The 20,583-nt window shown below is 66.1% G+C and carries 19 protein-coding genes; all 19 read left to right on the forward strand.

Annotated features, from left to right (window positions below):
- Nucleotides 1-114 precede the first annotated feature (114 nt).
- The 19 genes from rpsB to carB all read left to right on the forward strand — a co-directional run bounded on the left by rpsB (nt 115) and on the right by carB (nt 20,575).
- Complete coding sequence (rpsB, locus tag AC3A6G_RS09535) at nt 115-867, forward strand: 30S ribosomal protein S2 (protein ID WP_487859320.1); 753 nt, start codon at nt 115-117, stop codon at nt 865-867.
- A gap of 80 nt (nt 868-947) precedes the next feature.
- Nucleotides 948-1,871: a translation elongation factor Ts gene (tsf, locus tag AC3A6G_RS09540; protein ID WP_487859319.1), complete on the forward strand. Its 924-nt coding sequence runs from the start codon at nt 948-950 to the stop codon at nt 1,869-1,871.
- Nucleotides 1,872-1,972: 101 nt separating this feature from the next.
- The gene (pyrH, locus tag AC3A6G_RS09545; RefSeq protein ID WP_487859318.1) at nt 1,973-2,695 is read left to right on the forward strand and encodes a UMP kinase; all 723 of its coding nucleotides are present in this window, start codon (nt 1,973-1,975) and stop codon (nt 2,693-2,695) included.
- A gap of 13 nt (nt 2,696-2,708) precedes the next feature.
- Nucleotides 2,709-3,278, forward strand: coding sequence for a ribosome recycling factor (gene frr, locus AC3A6G_RS09550; protein WP_487859317.1), 570 nt, complete (start codon nt 2,709-2,711; stop codon nt 3,276-3,278).
- A gap of 8 nt (nt 3,279-3,286) precedes the next feature.
- A complete protein-coding gene (gene uppS / locus AC3A6G_RS09555; protein ID WP_487859316.1) occupies nt 3,287-4,030 on the forward strand; it encodes a polyprenyl diphosphate synthase in 744 nt (247 codons plus the stop codon).
- Between the two features lie 30 nt (nt 4,031-4,060).
- Nucleotides 4,061-4,906 carry a phosphatidate cytidylyltransferase gene (locus AC3A6G_RS09560; RefSeq protein WP_487859315.1) on the forward strand — a complete coding sequence of 282 codons (846 nt, stop codon included), beginning with the start codon at nt 4,061-4,063 and terminating at the stop codon, nt 4,904-4,906.
- A gap of 2 nt (nt 4,907-4,908) precedes the next feature.
- Entirely contained in the window at nt 4,909-6,090 is a 1,182-nt protein-coding gene (ispC, locus tag AC3A6G_RS09565; RefSeq protein ID WP_487859314.1) for a 1-deoxy-D-xylulose-5-phosphate reductoisomerase, read from the forward strand.
- Between the two features lie 30 nt (nt 6,091-6,120).
- Nucleotides 6,121-7,491, forward strand: a complete 1,371-nt coding sequence (rseP, locus tag AC3A6G_RS09570; protein WP_487859313.1) for an RIP metalloprotease RseP — start codon at nt 6,121-6,123, stop codon at nt 7,489-7,491.
- Nucleotides 7,492-7,529: 38 nt separating this feature from the next.
- On the forward strand, nt 7,530-9,965 hold the full coding sequence (gene bamA, locus AC3A6G_RS09575; protein ID WP_487859312.1) for an outer membrane protein assembly factor BamA: 2,436 nt from the start codon (nt 7,530-7,532) through the stop codon (nt 9,963-9,965).
- Nucleotides 9,966-10,511 (forward strand): OmpH/Skp family outer membrane protein, encoded by a 546-nt coding sequence (locus AC3A6G_RS09580; RefSeq protein ID WP_487859311.1) that lies wholly within the window; start codon nt 9,966-9,968, stop codon nt 10,509-10,511.
- 13 nt (nt 10,512-10,524) lie between these two features.
- Nucleotides 10,525-11,502, forward strand: coding sequence for a UDP-3-O-(3-hydroxymyristoyl)glucosamine N-acyltransferase (lpxD, locus tag AC3A6G_RS09585; protein ID WP_487859310.1), 978 nt, complete (start codon nt 10,525-10,527; stop codon nt 11,500-11,502).
- A 22-nt stretch (nt 11,503-11,524) separates the two neighbouring features.
- Complete coding sequence (fabZ, locus tag AC3A6G_RS09590; protein WP_280816786.1) at nt 11,525-11,974, forward strand: 3-hydroxyacyl-ACP dehydratase FabZ; 450 nt, start codon at nt 11,525-11,527, stop codon at nt 11,972-11,974.
- Nucleotides 11,975-11,996: 22 nt separating this feature from the next.
- Nucleotides 11,997-12,785: an acyl-ACP--UDP-N-acetylglucosamine O-acyltransferase gene (gene lpxA / locus AC3A6G_RS09595; protein WP_487859309.1), complete on the forward strand. Its 789-nt coding sequence runs from the start codon at nt 11,997-11,999 to the stop codon at nt 12,783-12,785.
- Nucleotides 12,786-12,799: 14 nt separating this feature from the next.
- Nucleotides 12,800-13,948, forward strand: coding sequence for a lipid-A-disaccharide synthase (gene lpxB / locus AC3A6G_RS09600; protein WP_487859308.1), 1,149 nt, complete (start codon nt 12,800-12,802; stop codon nt 13,946-13,948).
- Nucleotides 13,920-14,648 carry a ribonuclease HII gene (gene rnhB, locus AC3A6G_RS09605; RefSeq protein WP_487859307.1) on the forward strand — a complete coding sequence of 243 codons (729 nt, stop codon included), beginning with the start codon at nt 13,920-13,922 and terminating at the stop codon, nt 14,646-14,648. Before lpxB ends, rnhB begins: the two co-directional genes overlap by 29 nt.
- Before the next feature lie 7 nt (nt 14,649-14,655).
- Nucleotides 14,656-15,438 carry a TrmH family RNA methyltransferase gene (locus tag AC3A6G_RS09610; protein WP_487859306.1) on the forward strand — a complete coding sequence of 261 codons (783 nt, stop codon included), beginning with the start codon at nt 14,656-14,658 and terminating at the stop codon, nt 15,436-15,438.
- A 142-nt stretch (nt 15,439-15,580) separates the two neighbouring features.
- Complete coding sequence (gene carA / locus AC3A6G_RS09615) at nt 15,581-16,768, forward strand: glutamine-hydrolyzing carbamoyl-phosphate synthase small subunit (RefSeq protein WP_487859305.1); 1,188 nt, start codon at nt 15,581-15,583, stop codon at nt 16,766-16,768.
- Entirely contained in the window at nt 16,761-17,321 is a 561-nt protein-coding gene (locus tag AC3A6G_RS09620) for an ORF6N domain-containing protein (RefSeq protein ID WP_487873603.1), read from the forward strand. The genes carA and AC3A6G_RS09620 overlap by 8 nt, the downstream gene beginning before the upstream one ends.
- A gap of 2 nt (nt 17,322-17,323) precedes the next feature.
- A complete protein-coding gene (gene carB, locus AC3A6G_RS09625) occupies nt 17,324-20,575 on the forward strand; it encodes a carbamoyl-phosphate synthase large subunit (RefSeq protein WP_487859303.1) in 3,252 nt (1,083 codons plus the stop codon).
- The last annotated feature ends 8 nt before the right edge of the window (nt 20,576-20,583 follow it).

The raw sequence follows: 20,583 nt of genomic DNA on the forward strand, positions 1-20,583 counted from the left end.
CAGCAGCCAGACGCATTCGCAAACCGGCCCATTCAAGGTGTTGCGGCTCCGCCCAAAGAGGGCTGGAGAAGCAAAGCGGGCTGGATTTTAGACCCAACCTTTGGAGTAATTTCAATGTCGACCACCATGCGCGAAATGCTGGAAGCCGGTGTCCACTTCGGCCACCAGACCCGCTTCTGGAACCCCAAGATGGCACCGTTCATCTTCGGCCATCGCAACAAGATCCACATCATCAACCTGGAAAAGTCGCTCCCGATGTTCCAGGACGCGATGAAGTACGCCAAGCAGCTCACCGCCAACCGCGGCACTATCCTGATGGTCGGCACCAAGCGCCAGGCCCGTGAGATCGTGGCGGCCGAAGCCCGCCGTGCCGGCGTGCCCTTCGTCGACACCCGCTGGCTCGGCGGCATGCTGACCAACTTCAAGACGGTCAAGACCTCGATCAAGCGCCTGAAGGACATGAAGGCCCAGCAGGAAGCCGGTCTGGACAGTCTGAGCAAGAAAGAGCAGCTCACCTTCTCGCGTGAAATCGAGAAGCTCGAGAAGGACATCGGCGGCATCCAGGACATGACCGCGCTGCCCGACGCCATCTTCGTGATCGACGTGGGCTTCCACAAGATCGCCGTGGCCGAAGCCAAGAAGCTCGGCATCCCGCTGATCGGCGTGGTCGACTCGAACCACTCGCCCGAAGGCATCGACTACGTGATTCCCGGCAACGACGACTCGTCCAAGGCCGTGGTGCTTTACGCCCGCGGCATTGCCGACGCGATCATCGAAGGCCGCAACAGCGCTACCGGCGACGTGGTCAAGGCCATCGCCGAGGGCAGCGACGAATTCGTTGAAGTCGAAGAGGGCGCCTCGGCCTGATCGAGGCCCTCGCGCGCCTGAAGAAGGGGCTTTGGTGCCCCTTTTTTTTAATCTGATTTTTTGGACACGGAGATAGAACAATGGCTGCAATCACCGCAAGCATGGTCGGCGAACTTCGCGCAAAGACCGATGCGCCCATGATGGAATGCAAGAAGGCCCTGACGGAGGCCGACGGCAACATGGAAAAGGCCGAGGAACTGCTGCGCATCAAGCTCGGCAACAAGGCCGGCAAGGCGTCGGGCCGCATCACGGCCGAAGGCGTGGTCACCGCATTCGTCGAGGGCGACAAGGGCGGCATGATCGAGATCAACTGCGAGACCGATTTCGTCACCAAGAACGACAGCTTCCTGGCCATGGCCAATGCCGCTGCGATGCTGGTCGCGAAGAACAATCCGGCAGATCTCGCGGCGCTCGGCGCGCTCCCCTATGAGCAGGACGGCTTCGGCCCGACGCTCGAAGACGTGCGCAAGGGCCTGATCGGCAAGATTGGCGAGAACATGAGCTTCCGCCGCTTCAAGCACTTCTCGGGCAACGGCAAGCTGGCTTCGTACCTGCACGGCACGCGCATCGGCGTGATGGTCGAGTTCGAAGGCGACGACGCCTCGGCCAAGGACGTGGCCATGCACATCGCTGCCATGAAGCCGGTCGCCATCTCGGCCGCAGACGTGCCCGCCGAGCTGATCGAGAAAGAGCGCGCAGTGGCTGCAGGCAAGGCCGAGGAAGACCGCAAGACGGCCGAAGCCGAAGGCAAGAAGCCGCAGCCTGCCGACATCGTCGCGAAGCGCGTCGAAGGCGGCGTGCAGAAGTACCTCAAGGAAGTCTCGCTGCATAACCAGGCTTTCGTGAAGAACGACAAGCAGACCGTCGAACAGATGCTCAAGGCCGCCAACACCTCGATCAAGGGCTTCACGCTCTACGTGGTCGGCGAAGGCATCGAAAAGAAGGTCGACGACTTCGCGGCCGAAGTGGCTGCGCAGGTCGCTGCCGCCAAAGCTGGCGCGTAAAACTGTTACGCCCCGAAGCGACGGCCTGCGCCTGTGCGCCGTCGCTTTTTCACCGCCTCGTTCTACACTCGTCCCGCCAAATCAACCCAAGGAAAATGCCCATGTCCGATGCCCGCCCAGCCCACAAGCGAATCTTGTTGAAGCTGTCGGGAGAGGCATTGATGGGAGATGATGCCTTTGGTATTAACCGTGCCACCATCGTGCGCATGGTCGAGGAGGTGGCCGAGGTCGTGAACATGGGCGTCGAGGTCGCGGTCGTGATCGGCGGCGGCAACATCTTCCGCGGCGTCGCGGGAGGCTCCGTGGGCATGGACCGCGCCACGGCCGATTACATGGGCATGCTGGCCACGGTGATGAACTCGCTGGCGCTGGCCGATGCCATGAACAAGCAGGGCCTGGTGGCGCGCGTGATGTCGGCCATCGCCATCGAGCAGGTGGTCGAGCCGTATGTCCGGCCCAAGGCGCTGCAGTACCTCGAAGAGGGCAAGGTCGTGATCTTTGCCGCCGGCACGGGCAATCCGTTCTTCACCACCGACACGGCCGCTGCGCTGCGCGGCGCCGAGATCGGTGCCGAACTGGTGCTCAAGGCGACCAAGGTCGACGGCGTCTACAGCGCCGACCCCAAGACCCACCCGGACGCGACGCGCTATTCGACGCTGACTTTCGACCAGGCGATCGCGCAAAATCTGGGCATCATGGACGCCACGGCCTTTGCGCTGTGCCGCGACCAGAAACTGCCAATCAAGGTGTTCTCGATCTTCAAGAACGGCGCGCTCAAGCGTGTCGTCATGGGCGAGGACGAGGGCACGCTGGTGCATGCCTGAGGAGTAAATTGAGATGACCACCCCGACCATTGCTGAAATCCGCAGTGCGACCGACGCCAAGATGAATCAGTCGCTCGCAGCGTTCCAGAACAACCTCACGAAGATCCGCACCGGCCGCGCGAATTCGGCGCTGCTCGACTCGATCCAGGTCGAGTACTACGGTTCCCAGGTGCCCCTGAGCCAGGTGGCCAACGTCTCGGTGCTCGATTCGCGCACGATCAGCGTCCAGCCCTGGGAAAAGGGCATGGGCGCCAAGATCGAGAAGGCCATCCGCGAAAGCGACCTGGGGCTGAACCCCGCCTCGATGGGTGACCTGATCCGTGTGCCGCTGCCCGCAATGAGCGAGGAGCGCCGCCGCGAGATGACCAAACTGGTCCGCAACGAAGGCGAGAGCGCCAAGGTCGCGACGCGCAACCTGCGCCGCGACGCGAACGAGTCGGTCAAGAAGCTGGTGAAGGAAAAGCTCGCCTCCGAGGACGAGCAGAAGCGCGCCGAAGCCGAGATCCAGAAGGTCACCGACCGCCACATCGCGGAAATCGACCGCCTGATCGCGGCCAAGGAAGCGGAGATCATGGCCGTTTGAGGCTGCGCATGGCTTCCCCCTCGCTGCAGATTCCTCACCATATTGCCATCGTCATGGATGGCAACGGTCGGTGGGCCACGCGGCGATTTCTGCCCCGCGTGGCAGGCCACAAGCAGGGCGTTGAATCGCTGCGCCGCTGCGTGAGGGCGTGCGTCGACCGCGGCGTGGGCATTCTCACTGTGTTCGCGTTCTCGTCGGAGAACTGGAACCGGCCGCCCGAGGAGGTCTCGGGGCTGATGGAAATCATGGTCGGTGCGCTCGCGCGCGAGGTGCCCAAGCTCGGGCGCGATGGCGTGCGCCTGCATTTCGTCGGCGAACGCGCGGGTCTCTCGAAGAAGATGGTGCAGGGCCTGGTCGACGCGGAGGCCAACACCGCGCAGAACGCCAAGCTGATCCTCAACATCTGCTTCAACTATGGCGGCCGCTGGGACATTGCCCGCGCCGCTGCGCGCCTGGCCGAGCAGGGCGAGGCGCTCACCGAGGCCAACCTCGACCGTGCCATGGCCCTCGCGCACGTGCCCGACCCGGATCTGCTGATCCGCACCGGCGGCGAGCAGCGGCTGTCGAACTTTTTGCTGTGGCAGAGCGCCTACGCCGAGTTGTTCTTCAGCAGCAAGCTCTGGCCTGAATTCGACGAGGCCGAGCTCGATGCAGGCATTGCTGCGTACCAGGTGCGCGAGCGCCGCTTCGGCAAGACTTCGGCGCAGGTCACGGCCGGCAGCCAGTCCCCGCAAGATCGCCAACTGGCCTGAGGCTGCGGCCGGCCTCCACCTTTCAGCCGAATGCTCAAACAACGCATCATCACGGCGGTCGTCCTGTTGGCGATCCTGCTGCCGGCGCTCTTCTATCCGTCGCACATCCCCTTTGCCGGCGTGATGCTGGTGCTGATCGGCGCGGCCGGCTGGGAATGGGGCCGCTTGAACGGCCACGGCCAGCGGCTGTCGGTGTTCCTCGGCCTGGAAGTCGTGGCGCTGTGCGCGCTGTCGTGGTGGCTCGGCCTGCTCGAACGTTCCCTGCTGCCGATCTGGCTGGTGGCCAGTGCGGCCTGGGTGCTGGGCGGCGCCGCCTTGCTGCGCGTCGCGGTGCCGGGTTGGCCGCGCATTCCGCGCGGCCTGCGTCTGGTCGGCGGATTGCTCGCACTCTGGGTGGCCTGGCTGGCGGCTGTGCAGGCGCGCATGGTCGGCATCAATTTCCTGCTGTCGATCTTCGTGCTGGTCTGGGTGGCGGACGTTTTTGCCTACTTCGCCGGCCGGGCGTTCGGCCTAAAGTTCACGCGCAGCAAGCTCGCGCCGGCGATCAGCCCCGGCAAGAGCTGGGAGGGCGTCTGGGGCGGCATGGTCGGTGTGGCCGTGCTGGCCTTCGCCTGGGTCTGGGCCGACCGCGCCGTGGGCGCGACGGTGGCCAGCCTGTACTCCCGGCTGCACGAGCGCGGCTGGTGGCTGCTGCTTCTTGGCGTGGTCTTTCTCGCGGCGATGAGCGTCGTCGGCGACCTCGTCGAATCGCTCATCAAGCGCAGCGCCGGTGCCAAGGACAGCAGCAGCCTGCTGCCAGGGCACGGCGGCGTGCTCGACCGCGTGGATGCCCTCTTGCCGGCGCTTCCCATTGCCATGATGCTGGCTTCCTTGTGAACATGTCCAAACAACGGGTCACGGTGCTCGGCTCGACCGGCTCGGTCGGTGTCAGCACGCTCGACGTGATTGCACGCCATCCAGACCGTTTCGAGGTCTTCGCGCTCTCCGCCTCGACCAAGGTCGACGAGATGCTGGCGCAGTGCGCACGCTTTTTGCCTCGCTTCGCCGTCATGGCGAGTGCGCCGCATGCCGCGCTGCTGGCCGAAAAGATCGACCAGAACGGCCTGCCGACGCAGGTGCTGAGCGGCGCGCGCGCGATCGAGGAGATCGCGTCCCACGAAGAAGTCGATGCCGTGATGGCTGCGATCGTCGGTGCCGCCGGGCTGGGGCCGTGCCTCGCTGCGGCGCGAGCCGGCAAGCGGCTGCTGCTGGCCAACAAGGAAGCGCTGGTGGTCGGGGGCGAGCTGTTCATGCGCACCGTGCGCGAAGGCGGCGCCACGCTGCTGCCGATCGACAGCGAGCATTCGGCGATCTTCCAGTCGCTGCCTGAAGATCCATCGACCTGGGCGCGGCGGATCGACAAGATCATTCTCACGGCCTCGGGCGGCCCTTTCCGCACCCGCGCGCCCGCGACGCTGGGCTCGGTCACGCCGGAGCAGGCGTGCGCGCATCCGAACTGGGTCATGGGCCGCAAGATCTCGGTCGATTCGGCCACCATGATGAACAAGGCGCTCGAGGTCATCGAGGCGCGTCACTTGTTCGGCGTCGAACCCGAGCAGATCGAGGTGGTCATCCATCCGCAGAGCGTGGTCCATTCGATGGTGCAGTTCACCGACGCATCCGTCATTGCCCAGCTTGGAACCCCCGACATGCGGGTGCCGATCGCGGTCGGCCTGGCCTGGCCCGAACGCATCGAGAGCGGGGCAGGGCGCCTCGACTTCCGGCAGATGGCCGCGCTGAGCTTCGACGCGCCCGACGCGGCGCTGTTTCCAGGACTGGGCCTCGCCTGGCATGCGCTGCGCGCCGCGCCCGGAACCACGGCGGTGCTCAATGCCGCCAACGAGGTCGCCGTCGAGGCCTTTCTCGACCGGCGCCTGCGGTTCGACCGGATTCATGCGGTGAACATGGAAACTTTGGAGGCCGTCATCCCCTCCAAGCCCGGATCGCTGACCGACCTGCTGGCGCTCGATGCCAGCGCCCGGGCGGCGGCCAATGCGGCGGCGCTTCGCTTCGCCGCCTGATCGCGCCCCTGCCGACCGACAAGGATCAGGATGCTCACTGTCATTGCTTTTGTGGTTGCGCTCGGCCTCTTGATTGCCGTGCACGAATACGGCCACTACCGCGTCGCCGTGGCCTGCGGCGTGAAGGTGCAGCGCTTCTCGGTCGGCTTCGGCAAGACCCTTTTCCGCTGGCGGCCGAAGCGCCAACACCCGGGGCAGGAAACCGAATTCGTCATCGGCGCCTTCCCGTTGGGCGGCTACGTCAAGATGCTCGACGAGCGCGAAGGCCCGGTGCCGCCCGAAGAGCGCCATCGCGCCTTCAACACGCAGCCGCTGCGCTCCCGCGCGGCTATCGTGGCCGCCGGGCCGATCGCCAACCTGCTGCTCGCGGTGGTGCTCTACACGGCCGTCAACTGGATCGGCGTGGACGAGCCGGTCGCCAGGCTCGCGCCCCCCGTGGCCGCTTCGCTCGCCGAGGCGGCGGGGCTGCGTGGCGGCGAGCATGTCACGCGCGCCGGCTTCGAAGGCGAACTGGAGCCGGTGGACTCTTTCGAGGACCTGCGCTGGCGCATGACGCGCGGCGCGCTCGACAGCCGCGACCTCACGCTCGAGATCGCGGGCGAAGCCGGCCGGCCCGCGCGCGAAATCGTGCTGCCCCTGAGCCAATTGGAGGCCAAGGACGCCGATCCGCAGATGTTCCGCAAGATCGGCCTGCTGGCGCCCCTGACCGTTCCCGAGATCGGGCAGGTCATGGAAGACAGTGCTGCCGAGCGCGCCGGCCTGCGCAGCGGCGACGTGGTGCGTGTCGTCGGGGACACGCCCATCGTCGACGGCCAGCAGTTGCGCGAGGTGATCCGCAGTTCGATCGACGGCGACCAGCCGCGTGCACAGACCTGGCAGTTGATCCGCGCCGGACAGGCGCTCCGGCTCGAAGTGGCACCCGAAGTGCGCGACGAAGGCGGCACGAAGGTGGGACGGATCGGTGCCTATGTGGGTGCCCCGCCCGAGATGATCATGGTGCGGCAGGGTCCGGTCGAGGGCTTCTGGCGCGGCATCGTCCGCACCTGGGAGGTGTCGGCCCTCACGGTGCGCATGATGGGCAAGATGGTGATCGGCGAGGCGTCGCTCAAGAATCTCAGCGGGCCGCTCACGATTGCCGACTATGCCGGCAAGTCCGCAAGCCTCGGACTCACGCAGTACCTCGTGTTCCTGGCCCTGATCAGCGTGAGCCTGGGCGTGCTCAATCTCATGCCGCTGCCGGTCCTCGATGGAGGACACCTGATGTATTATCTTTGGGAGGGCCTGACCGGCAAGGGTGTCTCCGACGCCTGGATGGAACGGCTTCAGCGCGGCGGTGTCGCTTTGCTGCTGGTCATGATGTCGGTCGCACTCTTCAACGACGTCACGCGGCTCTTTGGTTAACTTTCTGCCGGCCCTTTGCGCGCCGGCCCAATTCTCAGATGAACAAAAACTTCAGTCGCTTTCGCCTGCGTAGCGTCGCCGCGGTGGTGGCCAGCGCCCTGGCGGCCACGGCAGCCTGGGCCGTCGAGCCCTTCACGGTGCGCGACATCCGTGTCGAAGGCCTGCAGCGCGTCGAGCCCGGCACGATCTTCGCATCCCTGCCGCTGCGCGTGGGCGATACCTACAGCGACGAACGTGGATCGGCCGCGATCCGCGCGCTGTTCGACCTGGGATTGTTCAAGGACGTGCGCATCGACGTCAACGGCAATGTGCTGGTGGTGATCGTCGAGGAGCGGCCCACGATCGCCGACGTCGACTTCGTCGGCACCAAGGAGTTCGACAAGGCCGCGCTCCAGAAGGCGCTGCGCGAAGTCGGCCTGGCCGACGGACGCCCGTACGACAAGGCGCTGGCCGACCGCGCCGAGCAGGAGCTCAAGCGCCAGTACGTGAGCCGCAGCCTCTACAACGCGCAGGTCGTGACCACCGTCACGCCGATCGAGCGCAACCGCGTCAACCTGACCTTCACCGTCACCGAAGGCGATTCGGCGCGCATCCGCGAAGTGCGTGTCATCGGCAACAAGGCATTCAGCGAATCGACGCTGCTGAGCCTGTTCGACCAGGACAGCGGCGGCTTCATGAGCTGGTACACCAAGTCGAACCACTATTCGCGCACCAAGCTCAACGCCGACCTCGAAACGCTGCGCTCCTACTACATCACGCGCGGCTACCTCGAGTTCCGCATCGATTCGACGCAGGTCGCGATCTCGCCCGATCGCCAGGACCTGACGGTCACGGTCAACGTCACCGAAGGCGAGAAGTTCGTCGTGGCGGGGGTCAAGCTCGACGGCAACTACCTCGGCCGCGACGAAGAATTCAAGTCACTCGTCACGATCAGGCCGGGCGAGCCCTACAACGGCGAGGAGGTCACCGAGACCACCAAGGCGTTCACCGACTATTTCGGCACCTTCGGCTATGCGTTCGCACGGGTGCAGGCGCGCCCCGAGATCGACCGCGTCAACAACCGGGTGACGCTCACGCTGCAGTCCGAGCCGTCGCGGCGCGTCTATGTGCGGCGCGTGATCGTCGGCGGCAACACCAAGACCCGCGACGAGGTCATCCGCCGCGAGTTCCGCCAGTTCGAGGCCTCTTGGTACGACGGCGACAAGATCAAGCTGTCGCGCGACCGCGTGGACCGCCTCGGCTTCTTCACCGAAGTCAACGTCGAGACGCAGGAAATCCCCGGCACGCCCGACCAGGTCGACCTGACGATCAACGTGGCCGAAAAGCCCACCGGCAGCCTGCAGCTGGGCGCCGGCTACTCGAGCGCAGAAAAGGTCGCGCTGACCTTCGGCATCTCGCAGGAGAACGTGTTCGGCTCGGGCAACTTCCTGGGCGTGCAGGTCAATACCAGCAAGTACAACCGCACCCTGTCGGTGACCACCACGGACCCGTACTTCACGAAGGACGGCATCTCGCGCACGGTCAGCCTCTATCACACCACGACGCGTCCGTACTCGACGACCATCGACGGCGACTACAAGCTCGTGAACCAGGGCGGCTCCATCCGCTTCGGCGTGCCGTTCAGCGAGGTCGACACGGTCTTCTTCGGCATCGGCCTCGAGCGCTATGCCTTCGACCCGAACTCGACGACCTCGTTCTCGGGCCTGTTCACCCCTTCGTCGTACCTGCGCTACTTTCAGTGTTCCAAGGATGCCACCGGCTTCTTCGTGACCAACTGCGACCAGAAGAGTGTCTGGGGTGTGCCGCTGACCATCGGCTGGGGCCGTGACAGCCGCGACAGTGCATTGGTCCCGACCACCGGACGTCTGCAGCGCGCCAACCTCGAGCTCGGGGTGGCGGGCGACATGAAGTACTTCAAGACGAACTACCAGTACCAGCAGTTCTTCGCAATCAACAAGCAGTACACCTTCGCGATCAACGCCGACCTCGGCTATGCCAAGCCGTTGGGCGGCGCGGTCTACCCGATCTTCAAGAACTTCTATGCCGGCGGCCTGGGCTCGGTGCGCGGCTTCGAGCAGAACTCGCTCGGTCCGCGCGACGTGCCGCTGGTCTTCCAGACCGAAGGCGCCGCGCTCGGCGGCACCAAGAAGGCCGTGTTCAATGCCGAACTCAGCACCCCGTTCCCCGGCGCCGGCAATGACCGCACGCTGCGCCTGTACGGCTTCTTCGACGTCGGCAACGTTTTCGGGTCGCGCGCTCCCGGCCTGTCTGAAGAGCAGTACAAGGCGCAGAAGAAGCTGCGCGCCTCGGTGGGTCTGGGCATCAGCTGGATCTCGCCGCTGGGCCCGCTGCGCCTCGCCTACGCCTTCCCCGTCAAATCCCAGAAGGAAGTGCTGGATCCGGCCACCGGCTTCGTTGTGATCCCGAAGGATAGAATCCAGCGCTTGCAATTCCAGATCGGAACGTCTTTCTAAATGAAGCATTTGATTCGCGCCGCCGCTGGCGCGTTGTTGATCCCCGCTTTTGCGCTGGTTGCCGCGCCTGCCCAGGCGCAGGAGACCTTTCGCATCGGCTTCGTGAACCCGGACCGCGTGCTGCGCGAGGCCCAGCCGTCGAAGAATGCGCAAGCCAAGCTCGAGGCCGAGTTCCTCAAGCGCGAAAAGGATCTCGCAGCATTGGGCGAGGCACTGAAGAGCGCTTCCGAACGGTTCGAGCGCGAGGCGCCCACGCTGTCCGAAAGCCAGCGCACGTCGCGCCAGCGCGCGCTCGTCGATCAAGACCGCGACTTCCAGCGCCGCCGCCGCGAATTCCAGGAAGACCTCAACGCACGCAAGAACGAAGAGCTGCAGCAGGTCTACGAGCGCGCCAACCGCGTGGTCAAGCAGGTGGCCGAGGCCGAGAAGTACGACGCGATCCTGCAGGAAGCGATCTACATCAATCCGAAGCACGACATCACGGACAAGGTGATCAAGGCGCTGAACGCCACGACCGCTTCTTCCGCGCCAGCGGGCGGCAAGTAACGCCGCAGACGGCGTGTCGTTGCAGCTCGGAGCCATCGTCAGCGCCCTTGGGGGTGAGCTTCACGGCGACCCGGCGCTCTCGATCGAGCGGCTTGCGCCGCTTCAGAACGCTCAGCCGGACGCGCTCAGTTTCCTGAGCCATCCCAAGTACCAGCAGGAACTCGCGGTCTCCAAGGCCGCCTGCGTCATCGTGGCGCCCGCCATGCGCGAGGCCGCTGCGGCGCGCGGCGCGTACATCGTCGCGGCCGATCCCTACCTGTATTTCGCACGGCTCACCCAGTTGTGGAAGGCCCGTCATGCGCGGCCCGAAGCCGAGCGCATCCACCCGTCGGCGGTGGTCCATCCTGAAGCCGTGGTCGACGCCACGGCGCGCATCGGCGCGCTGTGCGTGGTGGAGCGGGGTGCGCGCATCGGCGCGGGCACGGTGCTCAAGTCGCGCGTCACGGTCAGCGAGGATTGCGTGATCGGCGAACGCTGCCTGCTGCATCCGGGCGTGGTGATCGGTGCCGACGGCTTCGGCCTCGCGCCGCACGAAGGTGCATGGGTCAAGATCGAGCAACTGGGCGCGGTGCGCATCGGCAACGACGTCGAGATCGGCGCCAACACCTGCATCGACCGCGGTGCGCTCGACGACACTGTCATCGAGGACGGCGTCAAGCTCGACAACCTGATCCAGATCGGTCACAACGTGCACGTGGGCAGGCACACGGCCATGGCCGGTTGCGTCGGCGTGGCGGGCAGCGCGACCATTGGCGCGCATTGCACCTTTGGCGGCGGCGCAATTGTGCTGGGCCATCTCACGGTGACGGACGGGGTGCATGTGTCGGCCGCGACCGTGGTCACGCGCTCGATCCGCAAGCCCGGCCAGTACACCGGCATGTTCCCCATCGACGACAATGCCAGCTGGGAAAAGAATGCTGCAACGCTGAAGCAGTTGCACGGCCTGCGCGAACGACTCAAGGCGCTGGAGAAGGCTCCCGAGAAAAAGTGAAGAGATGCAGGAACAGACAATCATGACGACGACGCTCGATATCCATCAAATCCTCAAGCTGCTGCCCCACCGCTACCCGTTCCTGCTGGTGGATCGCGTGCTGGACATGGAAAAGGGCAAGCGCATCACGGCGCTCAAGAACGTGACGATGAACGAGCCGTTCTTCAACGGCCATTTCCCCCATCGCCCCGTCATGCCTGGCGTGCTGATGCTCGAGGCCATGGCGCAGGCGGCCGCGCTGCTGTCGTTCCGTTCGCTCGACATCGTGCCCGACGACAACACGGTCTACTACTTCGCGGCCATCGACGGCGCGCGCTTCAAGCGTCCGGTGGAACCCGGCGACCAGCTCACGCTCGAGGTCGAGATCGAACGCATGAAGGCCGGCATTTCGAAGTTCAAGGGCCGTGCGCTGGTCGGCAGCGAACTGGCTTGCGAGGCTTCGCTGATGTGCGCGATGCGCCAGATCAACTGAGCCTGCGCAGCAACGAAAAGGCATGACGCAGGTTCATCCCACAGCGCTCGTCGACCCGAAGGCAGAACTCGACGCCTCCGTTTCCGTCGGGCCCTACACCGTCATCGGTCCGCACGTGCGCGTGGGTGCGGGCACGACCATCGGCGCGCATTGCGTGATCGAAGGCCGCACCAACATCGGCCGCGACAACCGGATCTTTCAGTTCTCGTCGCTCGGAGCGATACCGCAGGACAAGAAATACGCCGGCGAGCCGACCGAACTGGTGATCGGTAACCGCAACGTGATCCGCGAGTTCTGCACCTTCAACCTCGGCGTGCCGGGGGCGGGAGGCGTCACGCGCGTGGGCAGCGACAACTGGATCATGGCCTACACGCACATCGCGCACGATTGCCAGGTCGACGACCACACCACGCTCGCCAACAACACCACACTCGCCGGGCATGTGCACCTGGCCGACTGGGTCACGATCGGCGGGCTCACGGGCATCCACCAGTTCGTCTCGGTCGGCGCGCACGCGATGGTTGGTTTCGCCAGTGCGGTGTCGCAGGACGTGCCGCCCTTCATGCTGGTCGACGGCAATCCGCTCGCGGTGCGCGGCTTCAATGTGGTGGGCCTGCGGCGGCGCGACTTCTCCGCGGCGCGCATTGCAGCCGTCAAGCAGATGCACCGCCTGCTGTACCGCCAGGGCAAGACGCTCGAAGAGGCGCGCGCCGGCATTGCCGCGCTGGCTGCCGAGTCGCCCGAGGCGGGCGAGGACGTGGCGCTGATGGAGCGCTTCCTGGCCAGCTCGACGCGCGGCATCGCGCGTTGAGGCCGGCGGCACCCATGGTCAAGGACGCGCAGCGGCGGTTCGCGCTGGTCGCAGGCGAAGCCTCCGGCGACCTGCTGGCCGGCCTGTTGCTCGACGGCCTGCAGGCGCGCTGGCCTTCGCTCGAGACGGTGGGCATCGGGGGTCCGCGCATGCTCGCGCATGGCCTCCAGAGCTGGTGGCCGCAAGAAAAGCTCGCGGTCCGCGGCTACATCGAGGTGCTGCGCCACTATGCCGAGATCGCCGGCATCCGGCGCCAGCTCAAGGCGCGGCTGCTGCGCGAATGGCCCGAGCTCTTCATCGGTGTCGATGCGCCGGATTTCAATCTCGACCTCGAGGCCGGCCTGCGCAGCCGCGGCATGAAGACCGTGCATTTCGTCTGTCCCTCGATCTGGGCCTGGCGGGCCGACCGCATCGAGAAGATCCGTGCCGCGGCCGACCATGTGCTGTGCATCTTCCCGTTCGAGCCGGCGCTGCTGGAAGCGCAGGGTGTCGAGGGCAGCTATGTCGGGCATCCGCTCGCCAACGTGATTCCCATGGTGCCCGACCGCGGCGCGGCTCGCGCGGCGCTCGGCCTGCCGCCTGATGCGCAGGTCGTGGCCCTGTTACCAGGCAGCCGCCGCTCGGAGGTGCGCTACCTTGCCACACGCTTCTTCGCTGCCGCCGCGCTGATGCTGAAGGCCAGGCCCGGGCTGCGCTTCGTCGCGCCGATCCTGCCGGGGCTGCGCGTCGAGGTCGAGGCGCTGCTGCAGGCCAGCGGTGCGGCGGGGCGGGTGACGCTGCTCGACGGCCAGTCGCATGCCGCGCTGGCTGCCTGCGACGCGACCCTGATCGCGAGCGGCACCGCCACGCTCGAGGCGGCGCTGTTCAAGCGGCCGATGGTCATCGCGTACAACATGAATTCGCTGTCCTGGCGGCTGATGCAGCGCAAGCAGCTCCAGCCCTGGGTCGGCCTGCCCAACATCCTGTCGGGGGAGTTCGTGGTGCCCGAACTGCTGCAGGAGGCCGCGACGCCCGAAGCGCTGGCGCAGGCCACGCTCGAATGGCTCGATGCGCCCGAGAAGACCGAGGCGCTGCAACAAAGATTTTCAGCGCTGCACGTGCAACTGCAGCGCGATACGCCGACACTTTGCGCCGATGCGATCCAGAAAGTTCTTGAAGGCTGAGCAGGCGCCGCTCGTATGGGACGCGCCGGGCCTGGTGGCCGGCGTCGACGAGGCGGGCCGCGGTCCTCTGGCGGGGCCGGTGGTGGCCGCGGCCGTCATCCTCGACGACCTTCGGCCGATCCGGGGCCTGGCCGACTCCAAGACGCTCACGGCGCTGCAGCGCGAGCGCCTGCACGACCAGATCCTCGCGAAGGCGCTGTGCTGCTCGGTAGCGCAGGCCAGCGTCGAGGAGATAGACACCCACAACATCCTGCAGGCCACGATGCTCGCGATGCGCCGCGCGGTCGAGGGGCTGCGGCTCAAGCCCGCCAAGGTGCTGGTCGACGGCAACCGCCTGCCGACGCTCGATGTGCTTGCCGAGGCCATCATCAAGGGTGATGCGCGCGTCAAGGCGATCTCGGCCGCGTCGATCCTCGCCAAGGTGCACCGCGACCGGCTGTGCGAACAACTGGACCTGGAATTTCCGCATTACGGTTTCGCGGGCCACAAGGGCTACGGCACGCCCGAGCACCTCGAGGCGCTGCTGCGCCACGGCGCCTGCGTGCATCACCGCCGCACGTTCAGTCCGGTGGCTGCGGCGCTGGCGCGCACCGCGACCACGGCGGGTTCGACCATGGCGTTCGAGATTGCGGTGGGACCGGCTGCAGTGCCGATCGGCGCCGCCGAGACCGCGCACCCCGAACTGCGCACTGCGCCGTGATCTGCCCATGACCGAACCCGCTGGCCCGACCCACATCAGCTCGCGAGACAACCCGCTGCTCAAGGACCTGCGCAAGCTGGCGCAGGACCCGGGCGCCTACCGCAAGCTCGGGCGCGTGTGGCTCGAAGGCGACCACCTGTGCCGGGCAGCGCTGGCGCGCGGGGTGCAGCCAGCCCTGGCGGTGTTTTCCGAATCGTTCTGGGCGGCAGCGCCGGCCGAATGGCGCAGCAGTGCCATCAAGACGGTGGTCGTCGGCGACGACCTGCTGCGCGGCGTGAGCGGGCTCGAATCGCCCGCGCCGATGGGCTTCGTGCTGGATCTGCCGGTGCGCCCCGAATTGGTGCCCGGTGCGCCGAGCGTGGTGCTCGACCGGCTCCAGGATGCCGGCAATGCCGGCTCGATCCTGCGCAGCGCGGCCGCCTTCGGGTTCACCCAGGTGATCGCGCTCAGGGGCACCGCAGCCTTGTGGGCGCCGAAGGTGCTGCGCGCCGGCATGGGCGCGCATTTCGGCCTGCGATTGATCGAAGGGGTAGAGCCTGAAGCGCTCGAGGCCTTGACGATTCCGATGGTGGCCACCAGCTCGCACCGCGGCGAATGGCTTCACCAGGCCCGGCTGCCGCATCCGTGTGCGTGGCTCATGGGGCACGAAGGGCAGGGCGTCTCGCTCGCGCTCGAGGCCCGCGCGGCCCGGCACATTCGCATCGCCCAGCCGGGCGGCGAGGAATCGCTGAACGTGGCCGCCGCCGCCGCCATCTGCCTGCACGCCAGCAGTGCCCTTCAGGCGGGCTAGAAGCGCAGTCCGGGCTACAATCGGGGGCTTACTCGCAAATCAGCGTCGCCCGGCCGCCTTCAACGCCATCTTCCCCTTAAGCAGCAGTCCGCAGGCAACGCGCCTGGGGCTTCCGGGCGACCGTAACCATCCGGAGAACCCAGTGCTTTTGTCTCTCAAGGGAAGTTTCCCGCCCGCCATCCTGGCGCTCGCAGACGGCACGGTCTTTCAAGGCAATTCGATCGGAGCCACGGGCTCTACGACCGGTGAAGTGGTGTTCAACACCGCGATGACCGGTTACCAGGAAATCCTCACCGACCCGAGCTACTGCCAGCAGATCGTGACGCTCACGTATCCGCACATCGGCAACTACGGCGTCAACGAGGAAGACATCGAAGCCGACAAGATCCATGCCGCGGGCCTGATCATCAAGGACCTGCCCCTCGTCGCCTCCAACTTCCGCAAGACGGCCACGCTGAACGAGTACCTGGTGGCCGGCAAGACGGTCGCCATTGCCAACATCGACACCCGCAAGCTGACGCGCCACCTGCGCACCCACGGCGCCCAGAACGGCTGCATCCTGGGCCTGGCTGAAGGCGAGGCGGTCACGCAGGCGCTGATCGACAAGGCCATCGCGGCCGCCAAGGCCGCGCCGAGCATGGCCGGCCTCGACCTGGCCAAGGTGGTGTCGGTCCAGCAGACCTACGAATGGACCGAAACCGAGTGGAAGCTCGCGAACGCGAACGGCAAGCCGGGCTATGGGGTGCAGATCACGCCGCGTTTCCACGTGGTGGCCTTCGACTACGGCGTCAAGAAGAACATCCTGCGCATGATCGCCCAGCGCGGCGCACGCATCACGGTGGTGCCGGCGCAGACGCCCGCGGCCGACGTGCTCAAGCTCAAGCCCGACGGCATCTTCCTGGCCAACGGCCCCGGCGACCCGGAGCCCTGCGACTACGCCATCGAGGCCACCCGCGAGCTGATCGAGACCGGCATCCCCACCTTCGGCATCTGCCTGGGCCACCAGATCATGGCGCTGGCCTCGGGCGCGAAGACCTTCAAGATGAAGTTCGGCCACCACGGCGCGAACCATCCGGTGAAGGACCTCGACAACGGGCGCGTGAGCATCACGAGCCAGAACCACGGTTTCGCGGTCGACGAGAAGTCGCTGCCGGCCAACCTGCGCGCCACCCACATCAGCCTGTTCGACAATACGCTGCAGGGCCTTGCGCGCACCGACAAGCCGGCGTTCTGCTTCCAGGGCCACCCCGAGGCCTCGCCCGGCCCGCACGACATCGGCTACCTGTTCGACCGCTTCACCGCGCTCATGGAGGAGCAGGCACGTGGCTGATGCGTCCGCGGTGCTCGACGTCTCGGTGCTCGCGGCATTGCGCGAAGCCGAGAACAAGATCTATGTGCTGCGTGGCCTGAAGGTCATGCTCGCGCAGGATCTGGCCGAGCTCTACGGCGTCGAGACCCGGGTGCTGTTGCAGGCGATGCGCCGCAACCTCGACCGCTTTCCCGCGGATTTTGCTTTTTCCCTTGAGAATCAAGACCTTGCGAGTTTGAGATCACAAATCGTGATCTCAAACAAGGCCGACAGGCCGGGTTCGGGTGGTGCGCGCTACCGCAGCGTCGCCTTCACCGAGCAGGGCGTGGCGATGCTCTCGAGCGTGCTGCGCAGCCAACGCGCCGTGGCGGTCAACATCGAGATCATGCGCACCTTCGTCAAGCTGCGCAGCATGCTGTCGGAGCATGCCGACCTGAAGCGCAGGCTGACAGCGCTGGAACAGAAATACGACCAGAACTTTCGCGATGTCTTCACCGCGATCCACCAACTGATGGATGAGCCGAAGCCCGGCGCCTACGGCGGCCGCGGCATCGGATTCACCAAGGACAATTAAAGATGCCCAAGCGCTCAGACCTCCAATCCATTCTCATCATCGGCGCCGGCCCGATCATCATCGGCCAGGCGTGCGAGTTCGACTATTCCGGCGTCCAGGCCTGCAAGGCGCTGCGCGAGGAGGGCTACAAGGTCATCCTGATCAACAGCAACCCCGCGACGATCATGACCGACCCGGCCACGGCCGACGTCACCTACATCGAGCCGATCACCTGGCAGACGGTCGAGAAGATCATCGCCAAGGAGCGTCCCGACGCGATCCTGCCGACCATGGGCGGCCAGACCGCGCTCAACTGTGCGCTCGACCTCTGGCGCCACGGCGTGCTCGACAAGTACACCGGGGCGGCCACCAACAAGCCCGTCGAACTGATCGGCGCGACCCCCGAGGCCATCGACAAGGCCGAGGACCGCCTGAAGTTCAAGGACGCGATGACCAAGATCGGTCTCGGTTCGGCGCGCTCGGGCATTGCGCACACGATGGAAGAGGCCTGGGCGGTGCAGAAGACGCTCGGCTTCCCGACCGTGATTCGTCCCAGCTTCACGCTCGGCGGCACCGGCGGCGGCATCGCCTACAACCCCGACGAGTTCGAGACCATCTGCAAGCGCGGCATCGAAGCCTCGCCCACCAACGAGCTGCTGATCGAGGAGTCGTTGCTCGGCTGGAAGGAGTACGAGATGGAGGTCGTGCGGGACAAGGCCGACAACTGCATCATCGTCTGTTCGATCGAGAACCTCGACCCGATGGGCGTGCACACCGGCGACTCGATCACGGTGGCACCCGCGCAAACGCTGTCCGACAAGGAATACCAGATCCTGCGCAACGCCTCGCTGGCAGTGCTGCGCGAGATCGGCGTCGACACTGGCGGCTCCAACGTGCAGTTCTCCATCAACCCGAAGGACGGCCGCATGGTCGTCATCGAGATGAACCCCCGCGTGTCGCGCTCCTCGGCGCTGGCCTCCAAGGCCACAGGTTTCCCGATTGCCAAGGTCGCGGCCAAGCTGGCTGTGGGCTACACGCTCGACGAGCTGCGCAACGAGATCACCGGCGGCGCCACGCCGGCGTCGTTCGAACCGTCGATCGACTACGTGGTCACCAAGATCCCGCGCTTCGCCTTCGAGAAGTTCCCGCAGGCCGATTCGCGGCTCACCACGCAGATGAAGTCGGTCGGCGAGGTGATGGCCATGGGCCGCACCTTCCAGGAGTCGTTCCAGAAGGCGCTGCGCGGCCTCGAAGTGGGCGTCGACGGCCTGAACGAGAAGACGCAGGACCGCGAAGTGCTCGAGAAGGAACTCGGCGAGCCGGGCCCCGAGCGCATCTGGTACGTGGGCGACGCCTTCGCCATGGGCCTGTCGGTCGACGAAGTGTTCGCGCTGACCAAGATCGATCCGTGGTTCCTGGTGCAGATCGAGGAGATCGTGAAGATCGAACTCGAGCTCGAGACCAAGTCGCTCGACGACATCGACCGCGACACGCTGCTCGCGCTCAAGAAGAAGGGCTTCTCCGACCGCCGCCTCGCCAGGCAGCTCAAGACCACCGACACGGCCGTGCGCGAGAAGCGCCGCGCCCTGGGCGTGCGCCCGGTCTACAAGCGCGTGGACACCTGCGCGGCCGAGTTCGCAACCAACACGGCCTACATGTACTCGACCTACGAGGACGAGTGCGAGGCCGAGCCGACCGACCGGAAGAAGATCATGGTGCTCGGCGGCGGCCCGAACCGCATCGGCCAGGGCATCGAGTTCGACTACTGCTGCGTGCATGCCGCGCTCGCGATGCGCGAGGACGGCTACGAGACCATCATGGTCAACTGCAATCCCGAGACCGTGTCGACCGACTACGACACGAGCGACCGCCTGTACTTCGAGCCGCTCACCCTCGAAGATGTGCTCGAGATCGTCGACAAGGAGAAGCCGCTCGGCGTGATCGTGCAGTACGGCGGCCAGACGCCGCTCAAGCTCGCGCTCGACCTCGAAGCGAATGGCGTGCCGATCATCGGCACCTCGCCCGACATGATCGACGCGGCCGAGGACCGCGAGCGCTTCCAGAAGCTGCTGCACGAGCTCAAGCTGCTGCAGCCGCCGAACGCCACCGCCCGCACCGAGGCCGAAGCCCTCGAGAAGGCGGCCGAACTGGGCTACCCGCTGGTGGTGCGTCCGAGCTACGTGCTTGGCGGCCGCGCAATGGAGATCGTGCACGAACAGCGCGACCTCGAGCGCTACATGCGCGAGGCGGTCAAGGTCAGCAACGATTCGCCCGTGTTGCTCGACCGCTTCCTCAACGATGCCGTCGAATGCGACGTCGACTGCCTGCGCGATGCCGAGGGCCAGACCCTCATCGGCGGCGTGATGGAGCACATCGAGCAGGCCGGCGTGCATTCGGGCGACTCGGCCTGTTCGCTGCCGCCCTACAGCCTGAGCGCCGAGACCATCGCCGAACTGAAACGCCAGAGCGCTGCCATGGCGGCCGCGCTCAACGTGGTCGGGCTGATGAACGTGCAGTTCGCGATCCAGCAGAAGGACGGCAAGGACGTCATCTACGTGCTCGAAGTGAACCCGCGCGCGTCGCGCACGGTGCCCTACGTGAGCAAGGCCACGGGCATCCAGCTTGCCAAGGTCGCGGCGCGCTGCATGGCCGGGCAATCGCTCAAGTCGCAGGGGGTCACGAAGGAAGTGACGCCGCCGTACTTCAGCGTCAAGGAAGCCGTGTTCCCGTTCGTCAAATTCCCGGGCGTGGACACGATCCTCGGACCCGAGATGAAGTCGACCGGCGAGGTGATGGGCGTGGGCAAGACCTTCGGCGAAGCCTTCGTGAAATCGCAGATCGGCGCCGGCACGCACCTGCCGAAGTCGGGCAAGGTCTTCATCTCGGTGAAGAACAACGACAAGGCGCGCGCGGTCGAAGTGGCACGCGGCCTTGCCAAGCTCGGCTTCGAGCTGATCGCCACCAAGGGCACGGCCGCGGCGATCGCCGCCGCGGGCATCGCCTGCGACACGGTGAACAAGGTGACCGAAGGCCGTCCGCACATCGTGGACATGATCAAGAACAACGAGATCGCGCTGGTCATCAACACGGTCGAGGAGCGCCGCAATGCGATAACCGACTCGCGCCAGATCCGCACCTCGGCACTGCTCGCGCGCGTGACCACGTTCACCACGATCTTCGGCGCCGAAGCGGCCGTCGAGGGAATGGGCTTCATGGACGAACTCGGCGTGATTTCGGTGCAGGAGATGCACGCGCAGCTCGCCGCGGCCGCCTGAGCCTGGCC

The sequence above is a fragment of the Variovorax sp. Soil_C_26 genome (genome assembly GCF_057657075.1).